The sequence below is a fragment of the Paenibacillus sp. FSL K6-4396 genome (assembly GCF_038002525.1).
GTDB classification, from domain to species: domain Bacteria; phylum Bacillota; class Bacilli; order Paenibacillales; family Paenibacillaceae; genus Paenibacillus; species Paenibacillus amylolyticus_B.
Genome location: NZ_JBBOCR010000001.1, coordinates 4233404 through 4259748 on the forward strand (window position 1 = coordinate 4233404; position 26345 = coordinate 4259748).

General features: G+C 44.4%; 25 protein-coding genes. 6 read left to right on the forward strand and 19 right to left on the reverse strand.

Annotated elements, in window-relative coordinates:
- Positions 1-3 precede the first annotated feature (3 nt).
- From MHB85_RS18235 to MHB85_RS18250, 4 genes are read right to left on the reverse strand one after another with little or no spacing between them, the layout of a single operon-like run.
- Positions 4-1017 (reverse strand): sugar kinase, encoded by a 1014-nt coding sequence (locus MHB85_RS18235; protein ID WP_341073354.1) that lies wholly within the window; start codon positions 1015-1017, stop codon positions 4-6.
- The gene (gene dagF, locus MHB85_RS18240; protein WP_341073355.1) at positions 1010-1765 is read right to left on the reverse strand and encodes a 2-dehydro-3-deoxy-phosphogluconate aldolase; all 756 of its coding nucleotides are present in this window, start codon (positions 1763-1765) and stop codon (positions 1010-1012) included. The genes MHB85_RS18235 and dagF overlap by 8 nt, the downstream gene beginning before the upstream one ends.
- The gene (locus MHB85_RS18245) at positions 1762-2871 is read right to left on the reverse strand and encodes a DgaE family pyridoxal phosphate-dependent ammonia lyase (protein ID WP_341073357.1); all 1110 of its coding nucleotides are present in this window, start codon (positions 2869-2871) and stop codon (positions 1762-1764) included. Before MHB85_RS18245 ends, dagF begins: the two co-directional genes overlap by 4 nt.
- Complete coding sequence (locus MHB85_RS18250; protein ID WP_341074246.1) at positions 2849-3898, reverse strand: amidohydrolase/deacetylase family metallohydrolase; 1050 nt, start codon at positions 3896-3898, stop codon at positions 2849-2851. Before MHB85_RS18250 ends, MHB85_RS18245 begins: the two co-directional genes overlap by 23 nt.
- Before the next feature lie 262 nt (positions 3899-4160).
- On the opposite strand from MHB85_RS18250, the gene MHB85_RS18255 reads away from it, so the two are divergent.
- On the forward strand, positions 4161-6491 hold the full coding sequence (locus MHB85_RS18255) for a helix-turn-helix domain-containing protein (RefSeq protein ID WP_341073358.1): 2331 nt from the start codon (positions 4161-4163) through the stop codon (positions 6489-6491).
- A gap of 73 nt (positions 6492-6564) precedes the next feature.
- Here MHB85_RS18255 and MHB85_RS18260 read toward each other — a convergent pair whose 3' ends face one another.
- The 4 genes from MHB85_RS18260 to MHB85_RS18275 form a co-directional block, all read right to left on the reverse strand.
- The gene (locus MHB85_RS18260; RefSeq protein ID WP_341073359.1) at positions 6565-7581 is read right to left on the reverse strand and encodes a glycoside hydrolase family 130 protein; all 1017 of its coding nucleotides are present in this window, start codon (positions 7579-7581) and stop codon (positions 6565-6567) included.
- 91 nt (positions 7582-7672) lie between these two features.
- The gene (locus MHB85_RS18265) at positions 7673-9283 is read right to left on the reverse strand and encodes an extracellular solute-binding protein (RefSeq protein WP_341073361.1); all 1611 of its coding nucleotides are present in this window, start codon (positions 9281-9283) and stop codon (positions 7673-7675) included.
- Between the two features lie 38 nt (positions 9284-9321).
- Entirely contained in the window at positions 9322-10233 is a 912-nt protein-coding gene (locus MHB85_RS18270) for a carbohydrate ABC transporter permease (protein WP_091017811.1), read from the reverse strand.
- Positions 10234-10249: 16 nt separating this feature from the next.
- The gene (locus MHB85_RS18275; RefSeq protein WP_091017812.1) at positions 10250-11227 is read right to left on the reverse strand and encodes an ABC transporter permease; all 978 of its coding nucleotides are present in this window, start codon (positions 11225-11227) and stop codon (positions 10250-10252) included.
- A 372-nt stretch (positions 11228-11599) separates the two neighbouring features.
- On the opposite strand from MHB85_RS18275, the gene MHB85_RS18280 reads away from it, so the two are divergent.
- Positions 11600-12208: a CPBP family intramembrane glutamic endopeptidase gene (locus MHB85_RS18280; protein WP_210108533.1), complete on the forward strand. Its 609-nt coding sequence runs from the start codon at positions 11600-11602 to the stop codon at positions 12206-12208.
- A 23-nt stretch (positions 12209-12231) separates the two neighbouring features.
- On the forward strand, positions 12232-12978 hold the full coding sequence (locus MHB85_RS18285; RefSeq protein WP_341073363.1) for a MerR family transcriptional regulator: 747 nt from the start codon (positions 12232-12234) through the stop codon (positions 12976-12978).
- A 230-nt stretch (positions 12979-13208) separates the two neighbouring features.
- Here MHB85_RS18285 and MHB85_RS18290 read toward each other — a convergent pair whose 3' ends face one another.
- The 7 genes from MHB85_RS18290 to MHB85_RS18320 all read right to left on the reverse strand — a co-directional run bounded on the left by MHB85_RS18290 (position 13209) and on the right by MHB85_RS18320 (position 19520).
- Positions 13209-14561, reverse strand: a complete 1353-nt coding sequence (locus MHB85_RS18290) for a glucoamylase family protein (RefSeq protein ID WP_341073364.1) — start codon at positions 14559-14561, stop codon at positions 13209-13211.
- A 252-nt stretch (positions 14562-14813) separates the two neighbouring features.
- Complete coding sequence (locus tag MHB85_RS18295) at positions 14814-15299, reverse strand: hypothetical protein (protein WP_341073365.1); 486 nt, start codon at positions 15297-15299, stop codon at positions 14814-14816.
- A gap of 91 nt (positions 15300-15390) precedes the next feature.
- Positions 15391-15762, reverse strand: coding sequence for a DUF3784 domain-containing protein (locus MHB85_RS18300; RefSeq protein ID WP_091017821.1), 372 nt, complete (start codon positions 15760-15762; stop codon positions 15391-15393).
- Between the two features lie 18 nt (positions 15763-15780).
- On the reverse strand, positions 15781-16524 hold the full coding sequence (locus tag MHB85_RS18305; RefSeq protein ID WP_341073366.1) for a hypothetical protein: 744 nt from the start codon (positions 16522-16524) through the stop codon (positions 15781-15783).
- Entirely contained in the window at positions 16524-17831 is a 1308-nt protein-coding gene (locus MHB85_RS18310) for an SPFH domain-containing protein (RefSeq protein ID WP_341073367.1), read from the reverse strand. Before MHB85_RS18310 ends, MHB85_RS18305 begins: the two co-directional genes overlap by 1 nt.
- Positions 17832-18114: 283 nt before the next feature.
- The gene (locus tag MHB85_RS18315) at positions 18115-19182 is read right to left on the reverse strand and encodes an ankyrin repeat domain-containing protein (RefSeq protein ID WP_341073368.1); all 1068 of its coding nucleotides are present in this window, start codon (positions 19180-19182) and stop codon (positions 18115-18117) included.
- A gap of 68 nt (positions 19183-19250) precedes the next feature.
- On the reverse strand, positions 19251-19520 hold the full coding sequence (locus MHB85_RS18320; protein ID WP_341073370.1) for a DUF6809 family protein: 270 nt from the start codon (positions 19518-19520) through the stop codon (positions 19251-19253).
- A 253-nt stretch (positions 19521-19773) separates the two neighbouring features.
- Here MHB85_RS18320 and MHB85_RS18325 point away from each other — a divergent pair, with 253 nt between their 5' ends.
- Complete coding sequence (locus tag MHB85_RS18325) at positions 19774-20754, forward strand: serine hydrolase domain-containing protein (protein ID WP_341073373.1); 981 nt, start codon at positions 19774-19776, stop codon at positions 20752-20754.
- 97 nt (positions 20755-20851) lie between these two features.
- Here the strand turns inward: MHB85_RS18325 and MHB85_RS18330 are convergent, their stop codons facing one another.
- On the reverse strand, positions 20852-21874 hold the full coding sequence (locus tag MHB85_RS18330; protein ID WP_341073374.1) for a serine hydrolase domain-containing protein: 1023 nt from the start codon (positions 21872-21874) through the stop codon (positions 20852-20854).
- A 142-nt stretch (positions 21875-22016) separates the two neighbouring features.
- A complete protein-coding gene (locus MHB85_RS18335; protein ID WP_210108543.1) occupies positions 22017-22610 on the reverse strand; it encodes a TetR/AcrR family transcriptional regulator in 594 nt (197 codons plus the stop codon).
- Positions 22611-22716: 106 nt separating this feature from the next.
- Here MHB85_RS18335 and MHB85_RS18340 point away from each other — a divergent pair, with 106 nt between their 5' ends.
- Entirely contained in the window at positions 22717-23730 is a 1014-nt protein-coding gene (locus tag MHB85_RS18340; RefSeq protein ID WP_341073375.1) for an alpha/beta fold hydrolase, read from the forward strand.
- 141 nt (positions 23731-23871) lie between these two features.
- Here MHB85_RS18340 and MHB85_RS18345 read toward each other — a convergent pair whose 3' ends face one another.
- Both MHB85_RS18345 and MHB85_RS18350 read right to left on the reverse strand, forming a co-directional pair.
- On the reverse strand, positions 23872-24600 hold the full coding sequence (locus tag MHB85_RS18345) for a DUF1361 domain-containing protein (protein ID WP_210108545.1): 729 nt from the start codon (positions 24598-24600) through the stop codon (positions 23872-23874).
- 30 nt (positions 24601-24630) lie between these two features.
- Complete coding sequence (locus tag MHB85_RS18350; protein ID WP_341073376.1) at positions 24631-25167, reverse strand: hypothetical protein; 537 nt, start codon at positions 25165-25167, stop codon at positions 24631-24633.
- A gap of 359 nt (positions 25168-25526) precedes the next feature.
- Here MHB85_RS18350 and MHB85_RS18355 point away from each other — a divergent pair, with 359 nt between their 5' ends.
- The gene (locus tag MHB85_RS18355; RefSeq protein WP_411860584.1) at positions 25527-26168 is read left to right on the forward strand and encodes a spore coat protein; all 642 of its coding nucleotides are present in this window, start codon (positions 25527-25529) and stop codon (positions 26166-26168) included.
- Positions 26169-26345 lie beyond the last annotated feature (177 nt).

Here is a 26345-nt window from a genome sequence, read left to right on the forward strand (position 1 = left end):
TCACTACCTTTCAACATCTGAGGTATGGTCCGACAGCGCCCGAAGCACCTCATTCTCGGTAAAAAGCGCTGTATCACCTTGTGTGGTATGGGCCAGCATCGCTGCCGCCACTGCCATATTAACCGTATGTTCCTGTGGATATTGCTGCAATTCCCCATGGATGATGGCGCTGGCAAACACATCGCCGGCACCAATCCGGTCGTACACCGGGAATGTTAGCTTGCGGGAAAATACGAACGTACCTTGATGATAGATATATCCTGTCAAGGAATGCGTATGGTCCGCGTTAATCTCACGGTGGGTTCCTGCTACCGTTCCGATTCCGAAGCGCTGTGCAACTTCAGGAATCGCTTGCTTCATCTGTGTTATTCTATCATATTCTCCGGTTCCGATGCCAAGAATACCCATCGCATCCTTCTCATTCATTAGCACCAGATCTGCCAGCCCCAGCATTTCCTCATAATGCGGGCGCGCCTTGACATAACCATCCGTTCCCCATAACGCAGGACGATAATTACAATCAAAGACAACCTTGCCTCCATCATTCTTCACTTCCTCCGCAAGCCGTTTCATCTGCTTGCGCACGCCATCATTCATAGCCAGCGTAATGCCACACAAATGAAGAACGTCGATCCGGGAGGCAAGATCTTTCATATCATAATTGGCCGCATCCGCAGTATTGAAACTGCTGCCCAGCCGGTCTGTGTAAGTGACTCTGCCTGGACGGGCTCCAAAGCCATTCTCCAGAAAATACATCCCAAGGTGTCTACCGCCGTGTCTAATAAGAGAGGTATCCACCCCAAGCTTGCGCAGATAAGCGATAGCCGCTTCGCCCACCGGAGTTTCCGGCAAGGTCGTAATAAGAGCGCCATTATGGCCGTATCTGGCTAATGCTGCCGTTACATTCACCCCGCTGCCGGAAAAAGAATACTCCAGCCTGCTGCTCTGGACCAGCGTTTCGTAGCCCGGAACCTGCAGCCGCATCATCACTTCGCCAAAAGCAGCAACCCTAGGCATACCGATCCACCAACGATTTCATTGTTTCCAGCAGTCTGCGGACATCCTGTACGTTCGTACTCCCGGTCTGTGAATCAATAATTGAAGAATAGACATGTGGTATAACCTGAGGTACACCTCCCTGTAGTGCAATCTCTAGAATGGGTCCAAAGTTATCCAGATCAATTCCGCCAGTGGGCTCCAGAGCAAAATTCGCTTCCCCACAAGCCTTGGCAACCGCACGGTACTCCTCCTCCAGCTTCAATCCCTGCATCGGATAATATTTGAGCGCGTTCCCTCCCATGTCACGAACCAGTGCAATGGCGGCATGAACCGGAACAATGGCCTGCGGAGTGGTTACTGAACTAACAGGGCCAGTCGATATATTTACATAGCCTGGCTGCCCGCACGGAGATACCAGGCAGTTAATCCAACTATCTGTAGGTCCCAGATTGGCACGGGTTGCCCCCACTGCCGGGAATACCTGATTGATATGGCTTCCCGGGTAGCTCGCGGCAATCTCGGCCACAACTGCAGCCTGACGGCTGTCTCCAGCCCCAAGTCCGATGGATACGGCTTCTTGAATAGCCTGACCATATTCAGTCATGGCAACTACGGCTTCCTCCGACGTAGCATAATTTTTGGAGAGCACACCCACAAGTACATAACCTTCCGCAGCCTCGTATACATCTCTTGCGTTCCCGATACTTCCTGCCAGTACATTAATTGCCGCCCTATTCTTATACAGACACTGCTGAATATGACTCATTCTGGTTTGCCTCCCACGATTTCATGTATTCTGCTGACGATGACCTGCATATCATCCCCTTGTAACGGCCTTGGATCAATATCGAAATATCCCTGATTGACGCCATAGTCTCGGGTATATACCGCAATTACACCTTCACGAAGCTGGTCATTCACTTTCTTCGCATCCACCCCAGCAAGAGAGGAATCAATCTGTACACGTCCTCGGAAAATCGATCTGCCGGCTTCATCCTGCACGATGCGGACTGAAACACCAGGAAGTCCACCAAGTGGCTGAAGAGCCTCCAGCGTTTGCTTCTCTCGTTCACTATTGTCCGCTTTGTCCTGGTATTCCTCCAGAGCTTGCAGTAATCCAAAAATGGTCTCTTTGCCGACCTTCATACTGCGGCCAATCCCGTGCAGCTGTACCTGTAACCACTCCACATATTTCTTTTTGCCGATGACAATACCGGAAGTAGGACCTTCAATAGCTTTTGACCCGCTGAAAATGACCAGATCCGAAAATTGGATATATTTGCGCAGATCCTCTTCCGCTGCTGCATCCACAATCAGCGGTACCCCTCTGTGCTGCGCAACCTCCCAGGCCTGTTCCACAGAAATCATGTTTTTCTGCACAGTATGATGCGATTTAACATAAAGAATGGCTGCAGTGTGTTCACTGATCGCCTGATCGATATGCTCCTTGCGGCCTTCATTCGCATATCCGACTTCCACTACCCGGCCGCCACCAAGGAATATCATGGTTTCAACTGGCGCTCCATACTGCACATTATGGCCCTTGAGCATAATAATTTCATTTTTCAATATCGGCTCCTGATGCAAACGAAGGCTGATACGCGGATTTCCGGCGGTCACAATGGCCGCTACCGAAAGCGCAATACCACTGGATGCAGAGTTCACCACAACTGCGCTTTCCGAACCAAGTAACTGTGTAATATATTCTCCGGATTTGTTCACAAGCTCCGCAATTTCCACGTACCGCTGTCCGCCCTGTTTCATCGCATCCATGACTGAGTCCGTTGGTGCAGAAACGCCAAGGATGCTCATTCTTCCACTGGCATTAATAACACGCTTCAATCCATATTTAGCCTGTAATGAGTGACCCATTAGCAAAGACTCCTTTAACCTCAATATAGTGTTGCGTGACCCGGACATCTCCTTCCGAGTCCTCAAGTTGCTTTTCTCCTGCTTCCAGGGAAAACAAAGTCAGGTTTGCTTGCTGTCCCACCCTGATCTTCCCTAGCTCCGGCTTACCGAGCCACTCCGCTGGACTTCTTGTAACCGCGCGAATGACCTCTTCAAGACTGTAGCCGAGGTACAGAAATTTCGTCAGCACATTCGACATACTGTATACCGGACCATTCATACGGTTGCCTCGGTAAATGTCCGTACTGATTGTATTCAACGCAATGCCTGCAGCCTTGGCCTGTTCTGCAATCCGGAAGGAGAAGCTCGCTGTTCCATGCCCCACATCCAGATGAACTCCCCGAGCAGCCGCATCCAGTAATTCTTGCAGCGGTGTGCCGTCCGGATGAAACAGATTGTTGGACTTTCCGTTAAGGTAATGGGTGATTACATCGCCCGAATGTAGTAACTCCAGCACATCCGAGATCGCGGGCGGAGCAGAACCGATGTGAACCATGAGCGGTAGCTTCGTTTCTTCCGAGAGCGTGCGTGCCAACTTGAGCGGTTGTATACCGCTGTCCTTGACAACACTTTCGCTGATGCGGGCCTTCAGACCAACAATGAAATCAGGATAAGCCGCTACCGCCTCCAGGACCTTGGCCCGGTCAATCCATTCCAGCTGCGACAGTTCATCCGTCCGTTCGAGCCCGATCCTTGAAATATTCAACAGAGCAAATACTTGTGTAGCAGCCTGTAATCTTGCGGTATAGAAAGCTCCAATTCGATCTGCACCGCAGCTTCCGGCATCTACAAGCGTTGTTACGCCCTGCTTCACACCAATTTCGTCGATATCATCGCCATAGGGGTTAAGGTCCTGGACGGCATGCACATGCAGATCAATCCATCCACTGGATGCATATAATCCTGAGCAATCCAACTCAATTTCTCCTTCAGCCTGGCCTGGCGGTGACATGGCGGTGATGATCCCGTCCTGAATGGCGATATCCATGATCCGCCCGTCAACAAGCTGCAAATTGCGCAGCACATTCTCTGTGCCCACTCATCCCATCTCCTTTTTCAACCCCGATATACAGGCAAATTTCATAAATGATTCATGACATGAGATCTGTATTTCCAAATCGTTAAAATAAGCCTGATGAGCTACTTCATTTCAAAGATTATAATGTTATAATGTTTATACTAGCACAAGTGTAATCCAGAAGAGAACAGTGATTTTAATCCGAATATCTTAACATTGGAGGGACTGCTTCATGGCAAATTCGGCACTCAAGCCATCCTTGCTCGACAGATTCAGGCTCAGCTGGAATCATTTCAAATCAAGGCTTCTGCTGAAATATGCCTTTTCTTACATTCTCATATTTCTTATCCCTCTGACAGGTGTAACTATTTTTATATATGAAAACGCTGTCAATGGATTACGTATTGAGATTGAACAAGCAAATGTCAATCAGCTTAACCAGGTGAAGAGCACGATAGATAACCGGATGAATGAACTTCAGGAAATAGCGGGGAGAATCGCCTATGACAAACACTTGACCCCTTATATGGTACAACATCCCTATTACAGCTTGGAGGCGATTCAGGCGCTGGCCAATTACAAAGCCAGCAGCAGTATTGCAGAGGATCTGCTTCTCTATTTCCATAACGATTCCCACATCTATTCACACCGCGGTTTGGCTAATCTTGATGTCACCTTTGCTAGCCTCTATCAGTTCGAGCATTGGAGTCTGGAAGAATTGCGGCAGGATTTGAATGAAACCAGGCAGCCCCTGGTCCGTCCCGCTGAGAACGTGAAGGTTAATTCCCGAATGGAGCCGATGCTTGTCATGCTTGTGCCCGTCAAACCTAACGACCCGTTTCCATATGGTACCGTTGTATATTTAATGAAAGAATCCAATCTTACCGGGGTTATGGATTCGATTTTGAGTGATTTTTCGGGAAGTAGCTATATATTCAGTCCCTCCGGAGAGGTGTTGACCGCGAACAGCCATGGCATCAGCCTTCCACAGGACGAAATTGAGAACTTAGCTACACTTGCGCCTGGTATCCATAATTTGAAGATGGACGGAGAACAATACTCCGTTGTTTCTGTTCAATCGGAAGAAAATGGCTGGACCTATGTAACCACCATGCCAAGCTTCCAGTTCTTCAGCCGTGTCGCCCATGTCCAGACTCTGATCCTGATTGTCTTCTGCATTACTGTCATTACCGGTATAGCTGCTGCGCTGCTGCTAGCCAAACGGCAGTACCATCCAATCAGAGATTTGATGGACAAGATGAGAGGCAGCGGCGATGATGCTTCCAAGCTCCACAATGAATGGGAATGGATACGACAGACCCTACACAATTACAGTGCGAAAATTGATTTTCAGGAGCCCTTCGTCCGTAATCAGTGCATGCTGCTGTTACTCAAGCAAGGCAAGCCGGATGATCCGGAGATCGAACAAATGATTCTGAACGCCGGATTCCGGCATCCTCAAGGACAAGGCCTCTATTTCTCGGCTATATTGTCTTGGGATGATACGTTGCCTGGCGACAAGTGCTGGCAGGAACGCCTTCTGTTGCAGGATATACTTAGCAATGTATGTCTTCCAGGTACCGGTGCTCAGATCTTCGGCGTAGAATTCTCGGTCAAAGACCAGTTTGCTCTGATAATTTCACTTCCCGGTGATGTGGAGAAGCCGATTCAAAACCAATTGGAAGAGGTAATTGAAGCCATTCTATTGGTAATCCGCGAGCATTCGCAGCTATCTCTGAGTATCGGTGTCGGCACGGCATACGGGGACTTGGCCCGTCTTAACCAATCCTTCATTGAAGCTGCTACAGCTCTGGAGCATCGGATCATCCAACACAGCGGTCAGGTAACTTATTTCGAGCAGCTTGCAGAGCTGAACCCTTCTACTTCCGAGAGCTTCTGGATTCCACGCAAATCCATGCTGAAACTGGAGCAGAGCCTTAAGCAGGGCAACGAATCGGTAACCGTGCAACTGATTACCGAAACCATTCATACGATCAAAAATGAGCCATTACAGGTTCATCTACTGCGCTGCATCTGTTTCGATCTGCTGAACGCTTTTCTACGCACCGCCTCCGAGCTTGGTATGAACGAGGTGTTCGCCAATATGTCAGAACTGACTGCCTTTGAAACACTTGAAGATCTGGAGAGTCGTTTGCTCTGTCTTGCTGCTGACATTTGCGCGCAGGTGGAGCTGAATACGAAGACAAGCGAGTCTACATTAATGGATGATATTCTGGTTTACGTGGATCAACAGTTTGCAGACTACACACTCAGCCTAGAGCATGTGGCACTTAAGTTTGCCATTTCAACTTCTTATTTAAGCCGGAGCTTCAAAGAGAAGACCGGCCGCAATTTCTCACAATATATCTGGCAGCGGCGTGTAGATGAAGTCATGCGGCTGCTGGAGAATACTAGCGCACCGCTCAAAGAAATTATCGAACAGGTCGGTTACATGGATGCGCCAAATTTCATCCGCAAATTCAAAAAAGAAATCGGTTTAACACCAGGGCAGTATCGCAAGGAACATGCCTTGAGAGCAGCCACTATTAAAGGACCTGTTTAAGCTACCGGAGCTTCCGCCCTTTCTACACTACATTTTTATATTCAAAGATACCGCTTCATTTATGGTTTATTTGCTACTGCTCTTCCTGGAGGATGTGCTCTACCAGCTCGTCTAGCGGAACTGTTGCAAGGGCAATCGCCGTATCTGTTACCCCATAATAGATATAGAGCAGTCCATCTTTGACCACATTTCCAGTCGGAAAGATGACATTTGGGATCTGGAACCCAAATTTCTCATAATACATCTCTGGCTCCATAATAAAATGATGCGTCCGGGCAATGATTTTCTCCGGTTGCTCCAAATCCAGCAGCATGGCTCCCACACGGTAGACAATGTCCTCATCGACACCATGATAGAGCACCAGCCAGCCCTTGTCCGTACGGATCGGGGGCGTTGAGCCGCCAATCTTCCTTGATTCCCAGGAGAGGTTCTGGGCAGTAGCAAGCAGCTTGGGCTCTTCCCAGTTCACGAGATCCTCGGAGTAGGTAATCCACATGGCCGCCTTATCCGTACCGTAGGCTTCTCCTACATATTCCTCAGGGCGGCGCAACAGTACGAATTTGCCACCTATTTTCTCAGGGAACAAAATGTTGTCCCGGTCATTAATATCAAGAGGTGTCGTGTCCGCCACATACTCCCAATCCAGCAGATTATCTGATTTCAATATGGAGGACCGGGTTAGCCAATGTCCCGCCTCGTCCCCCCACCCGTCCGGATATTCCGGAATAGAGCGAAGGGGGACGCCTGCCCCGGTAGGGTAATAACTCATGGCACAGGGACGAAGGGCGTAGTTCAGATAGAAGGTTCCGTCGATTTTGACAATCCGCGGATCCTGCACACTGCCATAAGGGAATCCCAGCATGTCTGGCGTCACAATGGGCTCATCCTTCACGTGGGTAAAGTTCACCCCGTCTTCACTTTCTAGCAGACCCAAATAATTTTTGCATGGAGTTAGGGAACCCGCGGTACGCTCAATCATATAAAATTTACCGTTATCGATGATAACCGCCGGGTTGAAAACCGTAACCTTACGCCATTCATAGTCGCCCGGCACAACAATGGGATTATTCGGATGTCTCGTGATTTGCATGTCTATTCCTCCTGCATCTGCATGAATGTTCAGGGACGCGTTGTATCCTTATAACTCATTTTTAACAGCAACTTTGTTCGCATGGACCTGATTAGTTGGATTTCCAACGATCATAGGCAGCCTGATTGATTTCAACCATACGCTCTCCGCCCATTTTCTTGACTGTCGCCACATAATTGTCCCAGCCCGTAAGCGGCTCCGCTCCAGTGATGAATTTCGCCTCCATCTGATTCACATATGTCTTCAAATCAGAATTCAGGCTGCTGATTTCGGTCTGCTCTTCCACCGTAAGGAACAGGGTCGGAAACGGAATCCGTGCGCCTTTATCGAGAAGCTTCTGCTTGGTCTCCTGCTCTACCCAGAGGTCAAAGTCTGTCTTCAGCCCCTTATTAATATCATCCATGGACAGGGTTGGAGCGGGAATGCCGTAATTAGGTGTCAGCGTTGCCCGATAATCTTCCATTTCCTTACCGTCCGGTACCGGCAAGTAACGTTTGACCCGATTCTCTTTGTCTGTGTACTCCCAGAGAGTGCCCTCTGGACCTTTGTTAAAGAACATGGCACCTTCATAGGAATAGAGATAATCCACCCAGCGCATAGAGGCTTCCGGTGCAGGATTACTCTGCGTAATAGCAAAGGCGCCGCTTGTAATCCCCCTGTTCTTTGCAATCGCTGGGGCAGCAACTGATTCACTGTGGACAGGTGCAAACATGGGATCTGCCGTCGAAGGTTCTCCACCTTTGCTCATGTAGGCATGCCAGTCCGAAAAGAGGGCGATTTGATTGTTCTGTGCTTTGGCCTTTTTTTGCTCCGCTGTTTGTGAGAAGCTCTCATGATCCAGCAGGTCTTCAGACCACAGTCGGTTCATATAGGTCAAATATTCCTTGTAGCCTTCTTCAAGCGGTGTGTAATGTACCTTGTCCGCATCGTCAACATAAATTTCTTCTTCATAAATGCCGAAGGCACCCAGCAGCCATGTACGGATATCGCGGAGGTTCGCAGCGGGTGTTGTCACCGAGGAGATCGGAATTTCATCGGCTATGCCATTGCCGTTTGGATCTTCCTCTTTCACACGCTTCAGATAGGTATACAGCTCCTCTGTCGTTTCGGGGAGTTTATCGATATTCAGCGCCTTGAGGAAGTCCCCGTTATACCACATCGGATTGCGGTACCAGTGCTGGCTAAGTTCTACTACTGGCAAGGAATAGATATGTCCGTCCGGTGCAGTTATCGATTTGCGGACATCCGGATTCTCCTCCAACAGCGCCTTGAAATTCGGAGCATACTCTTCAATCAGATCCTCCAGTGGAATGAGGATACCCTGCTCTCCGTAATTCATCTGTTCTGCAGTTGTCAAACCGGCAGCATAGAGGATATCCGGGTAATCTCCACTGGCGAGCACCAGATTTTTCTTCGTTTCGAAGCTATCCTTCGGTGCGTTCTTGTATTCCAGCTTAATACCGGTCTTCTCTTGCATCTGCTGAAGCACAGCCATGTTCTCCCAGTTCTGAATCCCTACATCTGGCGCCATAAGCGACAAAGTAACGGGTTCATTAACAATCGGGAAACCTTCATTGTTCACAGCGACTTTTCCGAGATTGTTGTTCGCTTCACCTTCGTTTGAACTGCTGCAGCCTGCCATTAATGTAATAACTAAAGCCGAAGATAACAGAAGCTTCCATGACTTACGTGTGGTTGGCATTTATAATTCCTCCCTTGATTTCATCACATTTTAGCTGTTTAACCTTTAACAGAACCTATCATGACCCCTTGGACAAAATAACGCTGCAGGAACGGATAAATTGCCACGATGGGCAGTGTGGAGACAACAATGACTCCATATTTAATCAGGGATGCCGTTTCTGCCTTATTATTCATGGCGGTGGCCACCTCGCCGTTGATGGAAGAGCCCGTCGTTTCCGCTGTCATTTCCTGAAGAACAAGGATCTGACGCAGAACCATCTGCAGCGGATACTTCGCTTCATCATTTAAATAGATCAGAGACGGGAAGTAGCTGTTCCAGTGGCTGACCCCATAGAACAGGGCCATAACGGCTACAATCGGTGCCGACAGCGGTAGAACAATGCGAATGAACAGCTTTAGATTCGTACAGCCGTCAATATGCGCTGCTTCCTGAAGTTCTTTCGGAATGGTCGTCTGAAAAAAAGTGCGGGCCACGACGATATTCCAGACCGAAGCGGCCACCGGCAGGACCAATGCCCACATGCTGTTCATGAGTCCAAGATTCTTGACCAGCAGATACGTCGGCACGATTCCGCCGCTGAAGAACATCGTGAACAGAATGAGGCCCATGAACAACTGGCGCCCGACAAAATCAGATCTGCTGAGCGCATACGAGGCCGGCAGAGTGACGGCGAGATTGAGCAGAGTGCCCACCACTGTGTAGATAATGGTGTTCCAGTAACCACTCCATATCTTTGGGTTCTCAAACACAAGCTTGTATCCGTCCAGTGTTACATTTTTCGGGAACAACCACATCGCTCCCGAATTGACGTCCTGCGGCGAACTGATTGAAGCGCTGAGAATATAGATGAGCGGATAGAGAACAACCAGCATTGCCAGACCCAGATAAATATAAGTGCTAATCAGAAAAAGCTTGTCCCCCCGAGATTCTTTCATCGCAGTAACCAAAGACTTCAACTCCTTTCTACCAGAGGCTGTTCTCACTGGTGCGTTTGGCGATCTGGTTGACCGTAACAAGCAAAATAACGTTGACTACCGAGTTGAACAATCCGACAGCTGTTGAGAAGCTATACTGGGCGTTCACCAAACCGGCGCGGTATACATAGGTGGAAATTACATCGGATGCTTCCATATTGAGTGAATTCTGCAGCAGCAGAATCTTCTCGAAACCAAGACCCAGTATATTACCCATATTCAAGATCAGCATGATCGTAATCGTGGGTAATATCGTCGGCAGATTGATATGCAGCACCCGTTTAATTCGGCTTGCTCCATCCATAATGGCTGCTTCATGGAGCTGGGGATCTACGCCTGACAAGGCTGCGAGATAAATAATGGTTCCCCACCCGGTGCTCTGCCAGACGCCGGAAAATACATACACCGTCTTAAACCATGCGGGATCAGTCAGAAACTGTGCTGGTTCAAGACCAATGAATTCGATGAACCGGACAATCATTCCGCTTGAGGGTGATAAAAAGGTAATGATCATACCTGCCATGACAACTACAGAAATGAAATGGGGTGCATAGGTGACCGTCTGGACCGATTTCTTGAACGGGCCGTTGCGGACTTCATTGAAAGCCAGTGCCAATATGATAGGCAGCGGAAATCCAATGGCAAGTTCATAGAAGCTGATACTGAATGTGTTCCAGAGCAGATCCCAGAAAAAATAAGAATTGAAGAACCGTTCAAAATGGTCAAAACCAACCCATTCGCTGCCTGTAATTCCTTTTGAAGGTACGAAATTCTTAAAAGCAATCTGAATGCCGTACATCGGACCATAATGAAAAATAAGGAAATACAACAACGCGGGAAGCATGAACAGATAAAGCTCCCAGTTTTTCCAAATTCTCTTACCAAGGGAGTTCTTCTTCAATGAAGGATTTACGGATACTACTGTGTGACTCTCCTTCACTTTCTCACTCCTTTCTATGTCTTTCATTACCTACGGTTATGTTACTGCTTTGCATTCTTGCTGACTCCATTTTGGTAACGCTTACAATTCGAAGTATAGTGAAACGAAGATGACACGGTAAATATGTAGGTTCTGCATTGTCACGATAGGGTGTGTAAAACCGCGCTACTGCGGTACTTTTCGTTCAGCCCTGATGTGGATGGTTGCAGATGGAGCAAGGCTGTAAATATGTGAATTACGAACCTCCTCCACGTTGCAAAAGAAACATATTGTGATCACCGAGCAAGAATTCAAACGTTTGTTATGAGTAACTGATCAATACTTTGATAAAAAAAGCTGTTGCGGAGGACGTTACGTCACAATCTACAATGAAAAAAATGTGATAAAGGAGTTTTCATTATGTCTGAGACCCATACAAAGGAACATTACAAAATACTGCTGATCGCATTACTAACGCAATCAGCTTTTCTATTTATTGGATTTATTTTTATTGGTTTTTTTAAGTGGGGAGGAACGTTACCATTTATAGCTTCCCTATTCATACCAAACGAGATTAGTGTATTATCCGCAATCATCATCGGTCTTATTTTTAGTTTATTTATTACTACGATTGTTCTAATTACATTTATCAAAACAAGAACAGAACTCCCTAAAACCGAGGGGTCAGATATGATTAAAAAAATAATGATTCAACCAAGTGGTATAGCTTTAACGGCGATAGGTGGTATATTTGAAGAATTCTTTTTTAGAGGGGTCCTGATCGGATTATTTATTGGATATTCTTTGTTCCTGGATTGGCTCGTCATTCTAATAAGCACTTTTCTATTTTGGATAATACATGTTCCTCAATATAGAGGAGCTACAGGTGTCCTTATCGTTGTGTTTGTGAATGGTTTGATTTTTGCACTGCTCTTTTATTTTACCGGGTCGTTAATTCCCCCAATCCTTGCGCATGTCATTTATAATATTTCTATTGGAATTATTCTGGCACGAAAATACAAGAACTGATTATTTGAAAAGAGGGACGTTAGATGCAATTAACAGTGAGTAAATTTGCAAAGCTGGCGGGCACAACAGTTCGTACGTTAAGACATTATCGACAACTTGGCATATTGGTTCCCTCACAAAAGAACGAAAATGATCATCATGTATATATAAATGAGGATTTTAAAAGGCTGCATGAAATTCAATTGTTGCAAAGTCTAGGACTTTCATTAAACGAGATTAAAGCCGGTTTGGATAATCCGCAATATTCTTTTGATGAAATCATTAGAGTTCAAGAACAATCGCTTAAACATAGGAGAACAGCTATTGATTGTTCTTTGGCATTAATTAAACGAATAAAATGGTTAAAGGAAAAAGATCAATTCAATGAATTAAACTCAGAATTGCTCATGTTACTTATGAACTCGATACGTGTTGAGGAGGACCAAAAAAAACTACTTCAAAAGTATGTTTCTGCGGATATTATTGAAAAGGTGTTCCCAGAGGATATCTCTAAGCAAACTTACTTGGATGAACAATTATTCAATTTGGTATTGCTTGTCCATCGAGCTACCCTACACGATCTTAAACCAGACCATCCTTCCATACAGCAACAGTTGAAAGACATCATTGCTAATACCCAATTAAATCATCTGATTCTCCATGACGAAGAAAAGAACGAAGAACTGTATAAAAACGTAAAACCCTATGAGTCGTTGATCCCTAAGCATACCATGGATTTTTTGACAGAGGCATTTGAGGTATTAAATACGAAGAAAAATTCTTCTCTATAGGATCTTGATAACGACCAATCCAACTCTAAGTCATTGCATCATTCATGAGAAAAACCACTCCTTTCACCCAGCCTAAACATCTCAAGTTTACCGGAAGGCTCTTGGCGGTTCTCGCTACGGATAGGAGGTTTGAACCTAAGAGACGGTTCGACAAACGCAAATGGAACGAAGCAGAAAAAGACTCTGCTTCGTTCCGTTTAAACAATCGGTATGGCAAGTTTTCCTCCCCTTCATTGAATAGAAAAAACTTCTTTTTTCAACAATTCTTCTGGCGTCTGCCCTATCACATCACTGTGAAAATAATCGCGTATAACACCGTCTTGAAGATAGTTAGCGATCGACACCATAATCATTCCTTGATCCAGTGCCAGATAAGCTTTTGCGAGTTCTCCCGTTTCAACATTGACTGAGTCATAGAACCCATACTTGCCAAACATTTTGAATTTCTTTAAAGCTTTAATATTCTTTTGAACAGCTTCAGGGGCATAATCCAGGGCAAGGAATGTTGCGTGTGCTGTAACCGTTGCTCCATCTTTATAACCTGAGGTCCCTAACGGCGTTGCTGCAAACTCACTGTAACCTGTCGGAGTTGCAGAAGGTGAAAAGCCCCATGCTGCATACCCTTTTTCTTTGGCATATTCGATCTGCAATTCAACATGACGCTGGTTGTTCAATCCCAAAGCTTGAGTACCCAGGTCTTTTTCCTTTATAACCATACCGGGCATAAGAGCTTCAAACATACTGCCTCCCCAACTTGGCACGAACTTTTTATCCTTGTATACATAACTTCCTTCAAACACATCCACTCCATCGTACTTAACGGATTTGCCTTGAGGAATCTGAGCTTGCCAATCCCATTCTTGAGGTAATGTGCGATACATCTTCCACCAATGCTCTTGGGGAACATCACCTTTCCCAATGGCAATATAGCTGCCTACACGTGGTTCCGTGTAAAACATTCCATAATGGTGATCCGTCAGTGCGCCTTTAGCCACATCATAGCCTCCGCGGAATTGACCGACTTCAGGATCATATAACGGAGTATAATTCATATTTTCGACCAACTCGCTTGTTGCCCCATGAAGCTCTTCATAGGCTTGCCCAACAACAATTAAACCAGCGGATAACCAGCCATTATCGACTTGGGATATAAATTGTCCCCAATCTTTCTTCACTGTACCGTCATCTGTGTTATACCAGTTAAAAAATAAGCCGTTCCACTTTTCTAACTTTTCTAGGGAATTGATAGTCGTTTGCAGTCGATGTACTGCTTCTTTCTTCGAAATGATACCCAATTGTTGCGCTGAAACGGTGCTCATCATATACATGGCGATGTTCGTGGGCGAGGTACGTTTAGCTTCTTCTGTCCCTTTTTCAGTGAGCCGAACTTCATCGTAAGTCAAGCCAGTGTTCTGATCCGTATAGTCCTCAAAAAATGTATAGGTCTTATATGCAATCGCTTTCAATTCTGCTCGAAATCCAATTAAATTGCTTGAGTCACCTGCTGAAGCCATAGGAGTTAGGGCTAGATTAGCTAACAGACAAAAAGTTAAAATGAAGCTGAATTGTTTTACTTTTTTCATGATTTTCTCCCCTTCAAATGGATTCGAAACGTTTCGTGTACATGTTATCATAAATTTCCCATTTACGTAAACAAGAAAAATAGAACGCTTACAAATGATGATTATCGTAAAGAGAATTTATAAATATTAATTCGAAACGTTTCATTATCGAGACCATATTAAGACAGAGTTCTAAATTCTAAATTGAGGAGATAAAAGCCTGACTCCACAGGAATCAGGCTTAATCCATTCTCGTAATCATTCTGAAACGTCTTAAGTTGCTACAACTGTTGTTCCACAATACTCGCAGTCTGTTGATTGTTTAGGAAGCACTTTGGCCTTCGCCCCACATCCCGGGCAACTTACTGAAACAGGCCTTTGTGGCTCTTCTACTTTTTCTTCGACCTTTTCTTCAGCGTTTTCCTTGTCTGAAAAATTGATCTCTGTATAGTTTATTGTATTATGACTGCTGTAACTCACCGTGTTGCTATTGTAGCTTGAATACGTATGAGAATTCGCATTCTCGCGATCAAGATGACCTCCATAATCTCCCCCATAAAACTTTCGTTCAGGGCCACGCTTTTTCTTAACACGTTTTTTCCTAAGCAATTTAATGCCAAAAAACAAAAATAAAAACTCAACGATAATAACTCCTATTATGCCAAATAGATCTCCACTTTTGTGATTGTCTGCATTGAAAAAAGCAATGGGTATGCCAATTGCATACACCATAAAAATGAGCCCGAAAAACTTCCTCAATCTGATTCCTCCCAAAAACAACACTCTATACCTAGCGGTAAACACTACAGGTATCTGTAAAAGCAGTTAAGTGTATTGGTATTAGCTACAACTACGAAATTCTCATTGTCGTTCCGCAATACTCACAATCCGCAGACGAAGTAGGATATACCCTTACCTTGGCTCCACACCCTGAACAATTCACGGCTACAGTTTCTTGAGGGGCCTCGTCATATTTCACATGATGCTGATCTTCCTGATCTTGCCTATTATTAGAATCGTAATGCTGGTATGGATTAGTCTTAGACTGAGATTTAGGTCGACCACACATTTTAATGCCCGTAACAAGTACGATAACCCCAGGGATAAAAAGAATAATTGTACTGATAATGGCCGTTTCTGTTCCTTCGGATATTAATATTAAAGATAACAGGATCGTCACGGACGAAAGGATAATGAATAAAATGCCAAAAAATTTCTTCACCGCGTTTCCTCCTGCAATTTATGATTTACTTATCAAGATCTGTTGATTGCGCTCTTTCAAACGGTATCTTAACTGGGATAGTTGCGAAGCAATACGTTCACTATTTACCAATTCCCCGGCTTCGTACTGATTTGCAAGTTCACTGTTCATCAATTCAATGTCCATCAAGATCTGGCGGTCATTTTTCTCAAGGGAATCCGGTGTGATTGGGTCACTATACTTCACCAGTTCAATTAATGATTGAACGGTTTTCCGCTCCTCTTCCACAGTTAGAACGGGATGTTGCACCATGGTATGAAGCAATTGCTGTAAAGCTTTTTCGATTAATTGTAAGTTTGCGATTTTTGTCTGTTCATCTGTTTCATGACGGCGCACACTCTGAATATAGATCATAATGATTCCGCACAAAATAATTGCGATCGCAATCGTTACCGTGTGTAACAATACGAACCAACGAAGCGCATGATCTGCTGAACCTGTCAACAACGAGTAGATCATCACACAAATCAAATAAATAACCAATACTACACCTAACGCTGTGTAACCTGGAACAAACCGTTTAAACCGATCCATATTTTGCATGATGAACCGTGCGTAGATCCAAATAGCCGTAATCGCTACATAAGAAGCAACGAGATTCATCCAAAAAGAAAACGACAGAAGCGCATGATTAAACAGCGTAAAAGAAACGATTGACGATACTATCATGCATATTAAATAGACGACATCCAAAATCAGGAGATTGCTGCGTTTTACCATCACTATGCCTGTCCTCCTTCTTGCAGATTGTTTCCGCAATCAAGACAGAACTTCTGACCGGGTTTTACTTCATGTTGGCACCGACTGCATTTCAAGCTTAAACTTGTGCCACAGTTGCCACAGAATTTGGTATGACCGGAATTCATGTGGTTACAGTTCGGGCATGGGCTAGGCATCGGTTGATGACATTGAATACATTCCAATGCGTCCTCAGCATTATCCGCTCCACAGGATGGACACGCATGGTATTTGTCACCACAGTTAGGACAGAATTTGGTTCCCTTTGGCAAAGCATGTCCACAATTATTACAATCTGTTGTTACTGCGGATTTTTCGGCTAATGAATTGCCGCATTTGCTGCAAAAAGAGTTGTTCTCCTGGTTCGGATGATTACACTGCTTACATATGCTTACAGCAGGCGTCTCCTTAGTCGACATCACTTTAGACATCTGGGACATCTCGCTACTGAAAGAACCACCCAGACCAACCCCCATACCCATACCAAGTCCTGCGCCCATGATGTCTGACTGCATGCTTCCTTCATTTTTGGCTGCACCTTCAAGCGTATCAAACGAACGTTCTTGCTGATATGTGTACCCAATAATATCCATCTCAGCTTTGCGCGCCAACGCTTCTCTTAATCGAATGACGGATGGATCTTCTTCGGGCAGATTGACGTTGTGAATATAGAGGTTGATCAACTCAATACCAAATTCATCAAAAGTAGAAGCTATTGTGTCTGCGAAATGCCTTGAAATCTCGGCGATATAGGCATTGATCTCCAAAACACTAACTTTTCTATGTATTAGATAGGATGACAACATGGAGTTAATATTCATGATAATTAGCCCGCGGAAGTAATTAATCATATTAGCTTGGTTAAACTCAGGCAGTGTGCCCACAAGCTTGACCAAAAACTTTCGTGAATCCGAAATTTTAATTCCCATTTGTCCAAATGTTCTTACGGGAACTATAATATTATACTTGGGATCCTGGATCTGAATTGGATTCGCTGTTCCCCATTTAACGTCTAATGCGCTAACTTGATTGACATACCAGACTTCTGCTGCAAAAGGTGACTTTCCTCCAAACGGAAGGTTAACGAGTCGGTTCAAGATCGGGATATTCGCAGTACTCAGCGTATGCCTTCCTGGTCCAAACGTGTCAAGCGCTCTTCCATCCTTAAAGAGAATTGCTTGTTGAGATTGATTCACAATCAACTGGGTCCATGTTCCCAACTCAGTCTCGGGATGTTTCCAAGCAAACACATCAGGTGAGCCATCATACTTAATTACGTCAATAATCGCCATGTTCAATTCCTCAATTCAGTATTAGATTACTATAATTTGATAGAAACACTCTTGCTAAAACACTGATTCTACACTATTTCCTATATTAAAAAGCTATAATGATCTTTCATAAACTTGTTTCCATGTTTAGGCATTGATATTTTACCATTTCTAACCTTATTACGCACTAGCATAGTTCATTTTTCATACGAAAATTTTCCTATATTAACATGTTCATAATAGTAAAGAACCTCTTCCATATGATCATAGGAAGGAGGTTCTGGAATTCTCGTGTATACTCCATCTAATTCAGGATATCCTCTATAGCTGTAGCTGGATTTAACATGAACTCTTCAAAGGTAGCTATCGTTCCATGTTCTTGATGTTCAATATCCGCATATCCCATCATTTTTTTGCTCGGATTCCAGACAATCAGGATATGTGAGTATTGATCGATGTCCGAGGAAATACGCAGTAGTTTCTGTCTGCCCATTTTCATCTCCACGGTATCGATCAGATGAAAGAATTCTATATATCGGATGCCTGATTCACTATCTGGCAAGTCTATTCTTCGGGGTCCACTAGTTAGAAAATCAATAAGTTGCTGCGGAAGTTTAAATGACTTTAATGCTTGCAATTTGTTGCTCATATCATGAAATTCTTGAGGTTCATGCCCCTTTAGATATTCAGCCATTTCTTCATTTTTCTGACTCACTGCAATTGTGTACGCTCGCTCTCCATCCTTCTCCTGAATGGTCACATCTGCTCCCTGGTCCACCAGATATCGAACCATCTTCATGTTATTAAGTCTTGCAGCTACCGTGAGAGGTGTCGCCTTATACGGGTATACCATATCCGGTTCATTGTAATTGACGTCCACTCCTTGATCCAGCAAGTACTGAATTGTCTTCATATCGTGATCAGCTACCGCTTTGCGCAACGTTTTGCCTCCATATTTACGAATATCCAACCCCAGTTCATTCAAGACTCTTATATTCTTTTTGTTGCCATAGTAGGCTTCATCATATGCACTGGATTTGACCCGATTAAGTCCATTTAACTTGGCACCTTGCTGGTACAGGTATCGCACCATTTCTTCTCCACAATATCTGACTGCTTTAAGGATCGCCGAATTATTTTTGACATTCAGATTAACTCCATGCTCGACCAACAACTTAACCACTTCCAGTTGATTGCAGATTAAGGCAAGGTCTAGCGGCGTTAATGCTATGTATTTACTGAGTGTGATCTCTTCTTCGAGATCCATGCCCTGCCTAATGAACTGTTCTACAGCACCGGTGTCTCCCTCATATATTGCCCTGGCATGATCAGGTAGCGTTTCGAACGATCCTTGATTTCCGATTTTGAACAAGCAAGATTCCCCCTATCACTTTTACTAACCTCTTCTATATAATCACATGTTGTGAAAAATCAAAAATATTAGCTTGAGCATCCACACTCAATCATAATTAACGTCCCAATCTTGAAACCACTCGCAAATGCTTCTTTTGAATGCATAGAGTGAACTTGATCCATCATATCAAACAATATCTCCAACTGTTTAAAGTCATCCTCCGAAAGCTTTCTCTGGAATTTTTCGATATTAGCTGTAATCTCCTTATTAATAGATCGATACTCCGAATCTTTAGGAACAATATTCTCTTCTGGTCTCAGATTACCGTAATACAACTCTTCTATTATATTTCCCACATCACAGCCCCCTTTCTCTTATAAATGTCTTGTGCGCTTCTCATGACAATTATATAAGATTGAAAGACAATACTGGGGCTTTATGCAATATTCGCATGTGATTCTTATCTCCTTCAACGAAAATCGTATTTTACATGCTTGCTTTGAAATAATAATGCAGTGCTTGTTGAGCCCTGCCTCGGGAGTATGCTAAGATAATGGACACCTATTTCTACAAAATCCTATTACAAATCAACCGTACAGAAAGGACACTATGAATCCTTCATCACTGTCAGCCAAATTACAACTTATCATTCCGCAGCTGGATCTGCGAAGCTGCCTCGTCAGCGTACGCGGTGAGCTTATGTACGAACACTACCGCAACCAAGAGGCTGCGTCCGATATTGCAAAAATCAATTCATGTACCAAGAGTGTGCTGTCTGCACTCATCTGTATAGCGATGGATAAAGGCTTGTTGCCAGAGGCATCAGCCCCAATCTCCACCTTTTTCCCACAGTTGACATCCGATCCTGACCCGCGTAAGCCAGCAATCACTCTGGAACAACTGCTCACCATGACAGCCGGATTCAACTGGGATGAGTTCGGTGGGCAAAATTCATTCCCTCGCATGACCCGCACCGATCATTGGGTGGATTTTGCGTTGGAACAACGGTTAAGTCATGTACCGGGTACACATATGGAGTACAACTCAGGAGTATCACAGATCCTATCCGCCATTCTGATGCAAAATGCAGGTATGAATGTAGCCGAGTTCGCAGAACGTTATCTCTTTGACCCGCTAGGAATTAAGGATTATGAATGGGAAAGCGACCCCCAAGGTGTACACACCGGCGGATTCGGTCTTAAGATGTTACCCGTAGATCTGCTAAAATTCGGTCAGCTATTTCTACAGCAAGGGATGTGGGAGGGTAAGTCTCTCATTTCAAGTGATCTCGTATCCCGTTCGACTCAGCCATTCATTACAGTCAGCCCACCTAATTACGGCAGTTATGCTTGGCATTGGTGGGTCGATGTCTATCCGAATGAAAGGTCTGACGCGGAAGATATTGCTACTGAAGACACGCAATCCAATCTCCATTACTATTACGCGCGAGGGTTTGGTGGTCAGTATGTATATATTGTCCCTGAGCTGGAACTTGTTACGGTGTTAACCAATGACAAACGAAAGAAAGAGAAACCTCCACTGGATGTTTTCCCTCGATTAATCGCTCCTGAGCTGTGGAAAATGTTATAAATGCAGGCCGCTCTTTTATGTTGTTTGACCAATGGTTAGACCAATGAACCCTCAACCTGTTGTAGGATAACCAATCCATAGGCTGAGGGTTTATTCGTCATACGAATGCCTCTTCGATAGCAACCGTGATTGGATACGGACCAGACTCTTGATTTGAGAGCACAACCAGTTGTAGATCATAGTCTGGATAAACGGAAGACATGAACGACACCCCTGGATCAAACCCCATGACATGAAATTTGAAAATCCCTTCCCCCTTGCGGTCAATCCAGATACCCCGCCCATAGTACTCTTCATCTTCTTGATGAGCATGTGGAGTTAATAACTGCCGTGTTGTCTCAGCATTCAACAATTGGTGACCCAGCAAAGCATCCCAAAATCGAATCATATCCGGCGCCGTAACATAGGCCCCACCATCTGATCCACCTTTGACAGGAATGGAGAACATATTGGTGTTCCATGAGCCATCTTCATGATAGATATATCCTAAAGCCGTATTACGCGGAAGCTGATCTGTTACGAAATAACCGGAGTCCTTCATGCCAGACCTTTTGAAAATGTATTCTTCCACATAATCTGTAAACGACAGTCCTGAATGCTGTTCCACGATTAGCCCTAGCACAATGAAACCCGCATTGTTGTAGTGAAAACGTTCACCCGGAGCAGACTTCATCGGTAACTGCTGAAACATGGGCAGAAAGTCACTTAATCGCCGCATCGCGTAGACGGGTCTCTCTTTCCACAATTCTGAAAAGTCTTCCATCACTTCTTCATCGAAATAATCTGGAATACCTGACGTATGTGTTAACAATTGATGAATGGTAATTCCTTCGTCCCACAGCGGAAATTCCACATTGAACACATCCGTAAGCTTGGAATCAGTAGATAACTTACCCGCTTCAATTAGCTGGCATATACTCACTGCCGTGAAGATCTTACATCCTGATGCAATGCCGAACCGTGTGTCCACCTGATTGGCAAGCTCTTCACTGCGATTCGCATAACCACGTTTCATATTCAAAAGGGTTTTCCCGCCTTGCTGGAGTAATACAACACCCGAAAAATTAACGCTTTCCATAACTTCTTCTATTTTTGTTGTCAGCTCTAATACATTCAACATTTTGTTGTTCACCTACTTGTCTATGTATTCATTACATTCTCATTCTTAATTCTTCGTCATATCCTGCATACCTGCCATATTTTCATAAAAGAAGGATTACTCCCTTATAAAAGGAAATACCCCTTCTTCATACAAGGTAAGACTAAGTTGAACAAAGTATGCTCAAATGCTGTTCAATCACTTGTTCTACTCGGTTTACTGTAAGTCTATCTGGCTGCATTAACATATGAATGGCGAGTCCATCCACAAGAGCATATAACTTCTCTATCTCCATCTCGGCATCCAGTTCAGGATGTGTCATCCCCTGCTTTTGCAACTCCTGAACCACCCATTGAACCGATCGATACATCCCCTGATGCATCTCATCACTTAACTTTTTTAATTCGGGGTACACCAATAATTTGGCTGTAAACGAAAACCAGACCTCCATTTCCATCATTCTATCTTCATCCAACGGGAGAAATTGCAAGAGCAGATTCTTCATATCCTGCATTACAGATCCACTCATCTGTAATGCCTCCACCCTTTTCTGTACCCTTTCTGCAAAAAGATTCATGCAAAAGGTGAACAATTCGGCCTGTGTGGCAAAATAATGACGCATGGAACCTACAGATAGTCCCGCTTCCTTTGCTATATTGCGAACTGTAGCATGCTCCAGTCCATGCTCTTGAATGACCCGGATTGCTGCATCAGCAACGATTTTCCTCTGAGCTTCATGATCTACGATTTTTGGCATGACAACATTATACACCAGACTTCTATTTTAGTAATACACTGTGCTATAATATTTTTTAATACATTGTATTAAATAAAAAAGCTGTAGAAGGGGAACTCATAAGATCATGCTTAACACTATTCCAACCAAAAAACGAAAGAGATTCAGAATTTTCACTATCATGGTGAAGTTGCTCTGCACAGTGCTACTCCTAACTGGTGCAGCATTCCTCTATGAGTGGTTTGCTTCTTCGCAGGCCAAAAAGGATTTTCCACCTCCGGGTACGTTAGTTCAAATCGGCGGTTACCAACTGCACATTCATAAACAAGGCAATGGCTCGCCGAAGATACTTATGGAGGCTGGAAGTGGTGAGACGAGTTTGTCGTGGAGAGACATTCCTGCGGCACTCGCCCAACATGCAACGGTGGTCACATATGATCGTGCAGGATATGCCTGGAGTGAATCTGCCCCTACAGAACGTACAGGTTCGAATATCGTCAAAGAACTACATGCAGCTCTGGAGAAGGAGAATATTCAGGGACCTTACGTTATGGTAGGTCATTCCCTTGGTGGTATGTATGCCAGACTCTTTGCACAGACCTATACAAGTGAGGTTCAGAGCCTTGTCCTCATTGACGCGAGACCTGAAGATGATGAACAGAATACAAAGGCTTTGTTGGAACAGGCTCAGTTTCAGGGAAACCCGTCTGCCTCCTTCCTATCCTTACTGAAGTTATCCGGCGCTTTCAGATTATTTCCAGACTTTTTACTGGATGGTCTGGTTGCCAAGCAAGATCGAGATACTTTTGTTAATGTGATTGCCACGCCCTCCTTTTTTCATGCCAAAGAAGAAGAAGCCTTACTCGCCCATTTAACAGAAGATGCCATTCGTGGCCAAAATCTTGGATCAATACCTGTACGTATCATTGCACGCGGACGTCCTCAAGACTATGCTCAAGCAGGGATTTCGGTTGAAATGGGGCAGAAGCTCGAATCCATATGGCAATCGGGGCAGCATAACATGTTGAATATATCGAAGGATAGTCAGCTCATCGTGGCCACCCGCAGTGGTCATATGGTTATCCACGATGAACCCGAACTGGTTGTGAAAACAATACTTGAGTTAATCTCTGATAAGTAGAGGTGTTTTTTTTCAGCAGATCCAGGGCTCGTTATAATGTTAAAGGGCTGTTCCAATAGCCATGTGTATGACTTGGAACAGCCCTTTAAGCAATATATTAAGATTAGTTCTATTTGGCTGCATGCCTCAAGGCAACAAAATTTAGCGCAAAGCTTGCAGGTCAACCTCAGGACTTCCTGCACTTTTCTGCGTTTCACGAGGAGACCTCGTGTTAACCAGGTAATACAGTGTGGCGTAGATTGTCATGATAAACGTGCCAAAGAACAGGCAAAACGCAAGAGACGGGCGGCTTACACTTTCGTGCATCAGCTCAATCAGCGTCTCGCGATTCGTCAATGCATCCCAGCTATTCAGTCGATATACACGTCCAAGCAATACCCCGTAACTTCCCAAAGCACTACCTGCGAGTACAAAGATCCAGGATGCCCAGCGTCCAATTCGGTGATAGATCACTTCCTGAAGCTGATACATTGACAAGAAGCCAAGCAGGAGTCCCGTCCAGACAAACATTAATACAACGCTCAAGTCGTACCAGTAGGTGTAGTCCACACCATTTCCACCATAATACCGGGAACTTCTCGCTGTCAGATGAACCAAATCCGTAACAATGTAAGAAGAGTTCGGGAAAAATAACAACCACAGCAGACCACTTGCTATTGCAAGCCATGCGGCACCTTTCCATTTCGCATCACTTAGAAGATAGGCTGCATAAGAGAACACAAAGGGAATCCAGCCCAAAAACAGATTCCAGATCAGGAAGCGGAAATAACGCTGATCCAGCCAATCTGCGGCTACATAGTACAAGCCAAGCGTTACTGCTGTGACCACACAAAGGAAAATAAATATGCGAATATAATTCAGTTTTCTCAATGATTCTGACCTCACTTGATAAAATTCAAATTAATTTCGAAAATATCGGATGATTTCTTCCTTGTTCTTTTCAACACGCAAATTCAATCCACGTTTATCCTTTAATCCATACTGCTGTAATTCATGGCCAGGATCAAGCACCAACGGTTTAGTCGCCACATCGACAAGCAAGTCCATCGTCAATTGATAGGTTTCCCGTATCTTGTCCATTGGCAGAGAGGTTTCATACCGTTTAATCAGCTCAATCAGACGTTCAGCATACATGAGACGAACCATACTGTCCGCACTCTTCATTTGTCTTGAAGCAAATGCTGTAATTGCCGTAATAATACTGGGTTCTGTCCGATGTTTGGCAATCAACGCAAGCTCATCTACCGCATCCCAATTCATGATAGACAGCTCGGAACTTAATTGTTGAATTCGCTCCCCTATCCATTGTTCCTCTAACGCTTGGGGTACGTTCCATCGCTTATAGTCCGCATACACACCTTCTCGATGCATCTGTACAGCGCTCCCGTAATATTTGACAAACACATCCTTGGCTACACTCCAATCGGTCTCCTCCACTTAATCACCACCATACCTGTTCCTATTTGTGGAATATTCCTAACATATTACATAAGTTTACCACTCTCTAAGCATACTATAGATGTTGAACTATACATTTGCACGAAAACGTAGAAGACAGAATGAACCCGAAGAAACGAAGTGTTCGCTAAAAGCTTTCTACAAGAAAGCTACGTCGGAAGCATAAGCTTATCACCGGATTTTCACCTTTGTATAATAGAATTAAAAATCTGGGGATAAAAGCGATCGGAAGGTTGTTCTGTCATCGGAGTGAGAAGTGTAAATATTCTTTCGTTCAACTTATATAGAATCATACCATTTACCAAAGGAGAATCAAATTACCAATGAATCCGAATTCGATGAACCCACAGAATTTAGTACAACCTACTTTAAACGCAAATCCCAATGTTACGCCTAACATGAATCATGGCGGTCATGAGATGTTCGATGTGCATGAGATCCTGTCCTCCACCATTAATGTGCTGGATCAATATATGATCTTCCGTACATTCGTGCAGAGCCAGGAACTGATTGGCATTCTGGACCGGCAGTATAACTTCATTTTATCCCAGTACAATCTGACAGCAGAGTGTTTTGCATCCGGACAGAAGCCTCATCAAGAGACAGCTACCTATATGATCCCCAACATGGTACCACCGGTATATGGCCTTAAGCCATCAGCACCGAAAAAACCAAACCAGAGCCTTGCTGACGTAAAGGATGCCGGAATTAGCGGTCATATGCTGGGACTGATCAAGTCACATGCGAGTTTGCTCGGCATGTCCTGTAGCGAGATCACAAATGGAACGGTTCGCCGAGTCATCGCTTCTCAGATCCAGCATTTTATCGAGATGGCCTATGAAATTTTCATGTTCCAGAATAAAAACGCCTATTACCAAGTACCTCAACTCACCCCAAGTGATACACAACAGATGCTTCAGGCATACATTCCAGCAACCGGAGCACCTCAGATGCCTAACAGCAATAAACCACTTCATTAAGTTAGAAAATAAAGTCTGAACACTTAGAACAGTCTCTTCAACCCATTTGGGTTTTAGGGGCTGTTTTTTGGTTATTTACAATCATTTTCCTACTGAAGACTCTTGATTTGGTTACCAGAAACTGGTTTAATCAATGACAAACCCGTACTTAGTCCACTTACGGATCATACATATAAA

What these genes read in the sequence shown, in the direction of transcription:
- MHB85_RS18235 (WP_341073354.1), bottom strand. Translation starts at nt 1,017, where the DNA reads ATGCCTAGGGTTGCTGCTTTTGGCGAAGTGATGATGCGGCTGCAGGTT.
- dagF (WP_341073355.1), bottom strand. Translation starts at nt 1,765, where the DNA reads ATGAGTCATATTCAGCAGTGTCTGTATAAGAATAGGGCGGCAATTAAT.
- MHB85_RS18245 (WP_341073357.1), bottom strand. Translation starts at nt 2,871, where the DNA reads ATGGGTCACTCATTACAGGCTAAATATGGATTGAAGCGTGTTATTAAT.
- MHB85_RS18250 (WP_341074246.1), bottom strand. Translation starts at nt 3,898, where the DNA reads ATGGATATCGCCATTCAGGACGGGATCATCACCGCCATGTCACCGCCA.
- MHB85_RS18255 (WP_341073358.1), top strand. Translation starts at nt 4,161, where the DNA reads ATGGCAAATTCGGCACTCAAGCCATCCTTGCTCGACAGATTCAGGCTC.
- MHB85_RS18260 (WP_341073359.1), bottom strand. Translation starts at nt 7,581, where the DNA reads ATGCAAATCACGAGACATCCGAATAATCCCATTGTTGTGCCGGGCGAC.
- MHB85_RS18265 (WP_341073361.1), bottom strand. Translation starts at nt 9,283, where the DNA reads ATGCCAACCACACGTAAGTCATGGAAGCTTCTGTTATCTTCGGCTTTA.
- MHB85_RS18275 (WP_091017812.1), bottom strand. Translation starts at nt 11,227, where the DNA reads ATGAAAGACATAGAAAGGAGTGAGAAAGTGAAGGAGAGTCACACAGTA.
- MHB85_RS18280 (WP_210108533.1), top strand. Translation starts at nt 11,600, where the DNA reads ATGTCTGAGACCCATACAAAGGAACATTACAAAATACTGCTGATCGCA.
- MHB85_RS18285 (WP_341073363.1), top strand. Translation starts at nt 12,232, where the DNA reads ATGCAATTAACAGTGAGTAAATTTGCAAAGCTGGCGGGCACAACAGTT.
- MHB85_RS18290 (WP_341073364.1), bottom strand. Translation starts at nt 14,561, where the DNA reads ATGAAAAAAGTAAAACAATTCAGCTTCATTTTAACTTTTTGTCTGTTA.
- MHB85_RS18310 (WP_341073367.1), bottom strand. Translation starts at nt 17,831, where the DNA reads ATGGCGATTATTGACGTAATTAAGTATGATGGCTCACCTGATGTGTTT.
- MHB85_RS18325 (WP_341073373.1), top strand. Translation starts at nt 19,774, where the DNA reads ATGAATCCTTCATCACTGTCAGCCAAATTACAACTTATCATTCCGCAG.
- MHB85_RS18330 (WP_341073374.1), bottom strand. Translation starts at nt 21,874, where the DNA reads ATGTTGAATGTATTAGAGCTGACAACAAAAATAGAAGAAGTTATGGAA.
- MHB85_RS18335 (WP_210108543.1), bottom strand. Translation starts at nt 22,610, where the DNA reads ATGCCAAAAATCGTAGATCATGAAGCTCAGAGGAAAATCGTTGCTGAT.
- MHB85_RS18340 (WP_341073375.1), top strand. Translation starts at nt 22,717, where the DNA reads ATGCTTAACACTATTCCAACCAAAAAACGAAAGAGATTCAGAATTTTC.
- MHB85_RS18355 (WP_411860584.1), top strand. Translation starts at nt 25,527, where the DNA reads ATGAACCCACAGAATTTAGTACAACCTACTTTAAACGCAAATCCCAAT.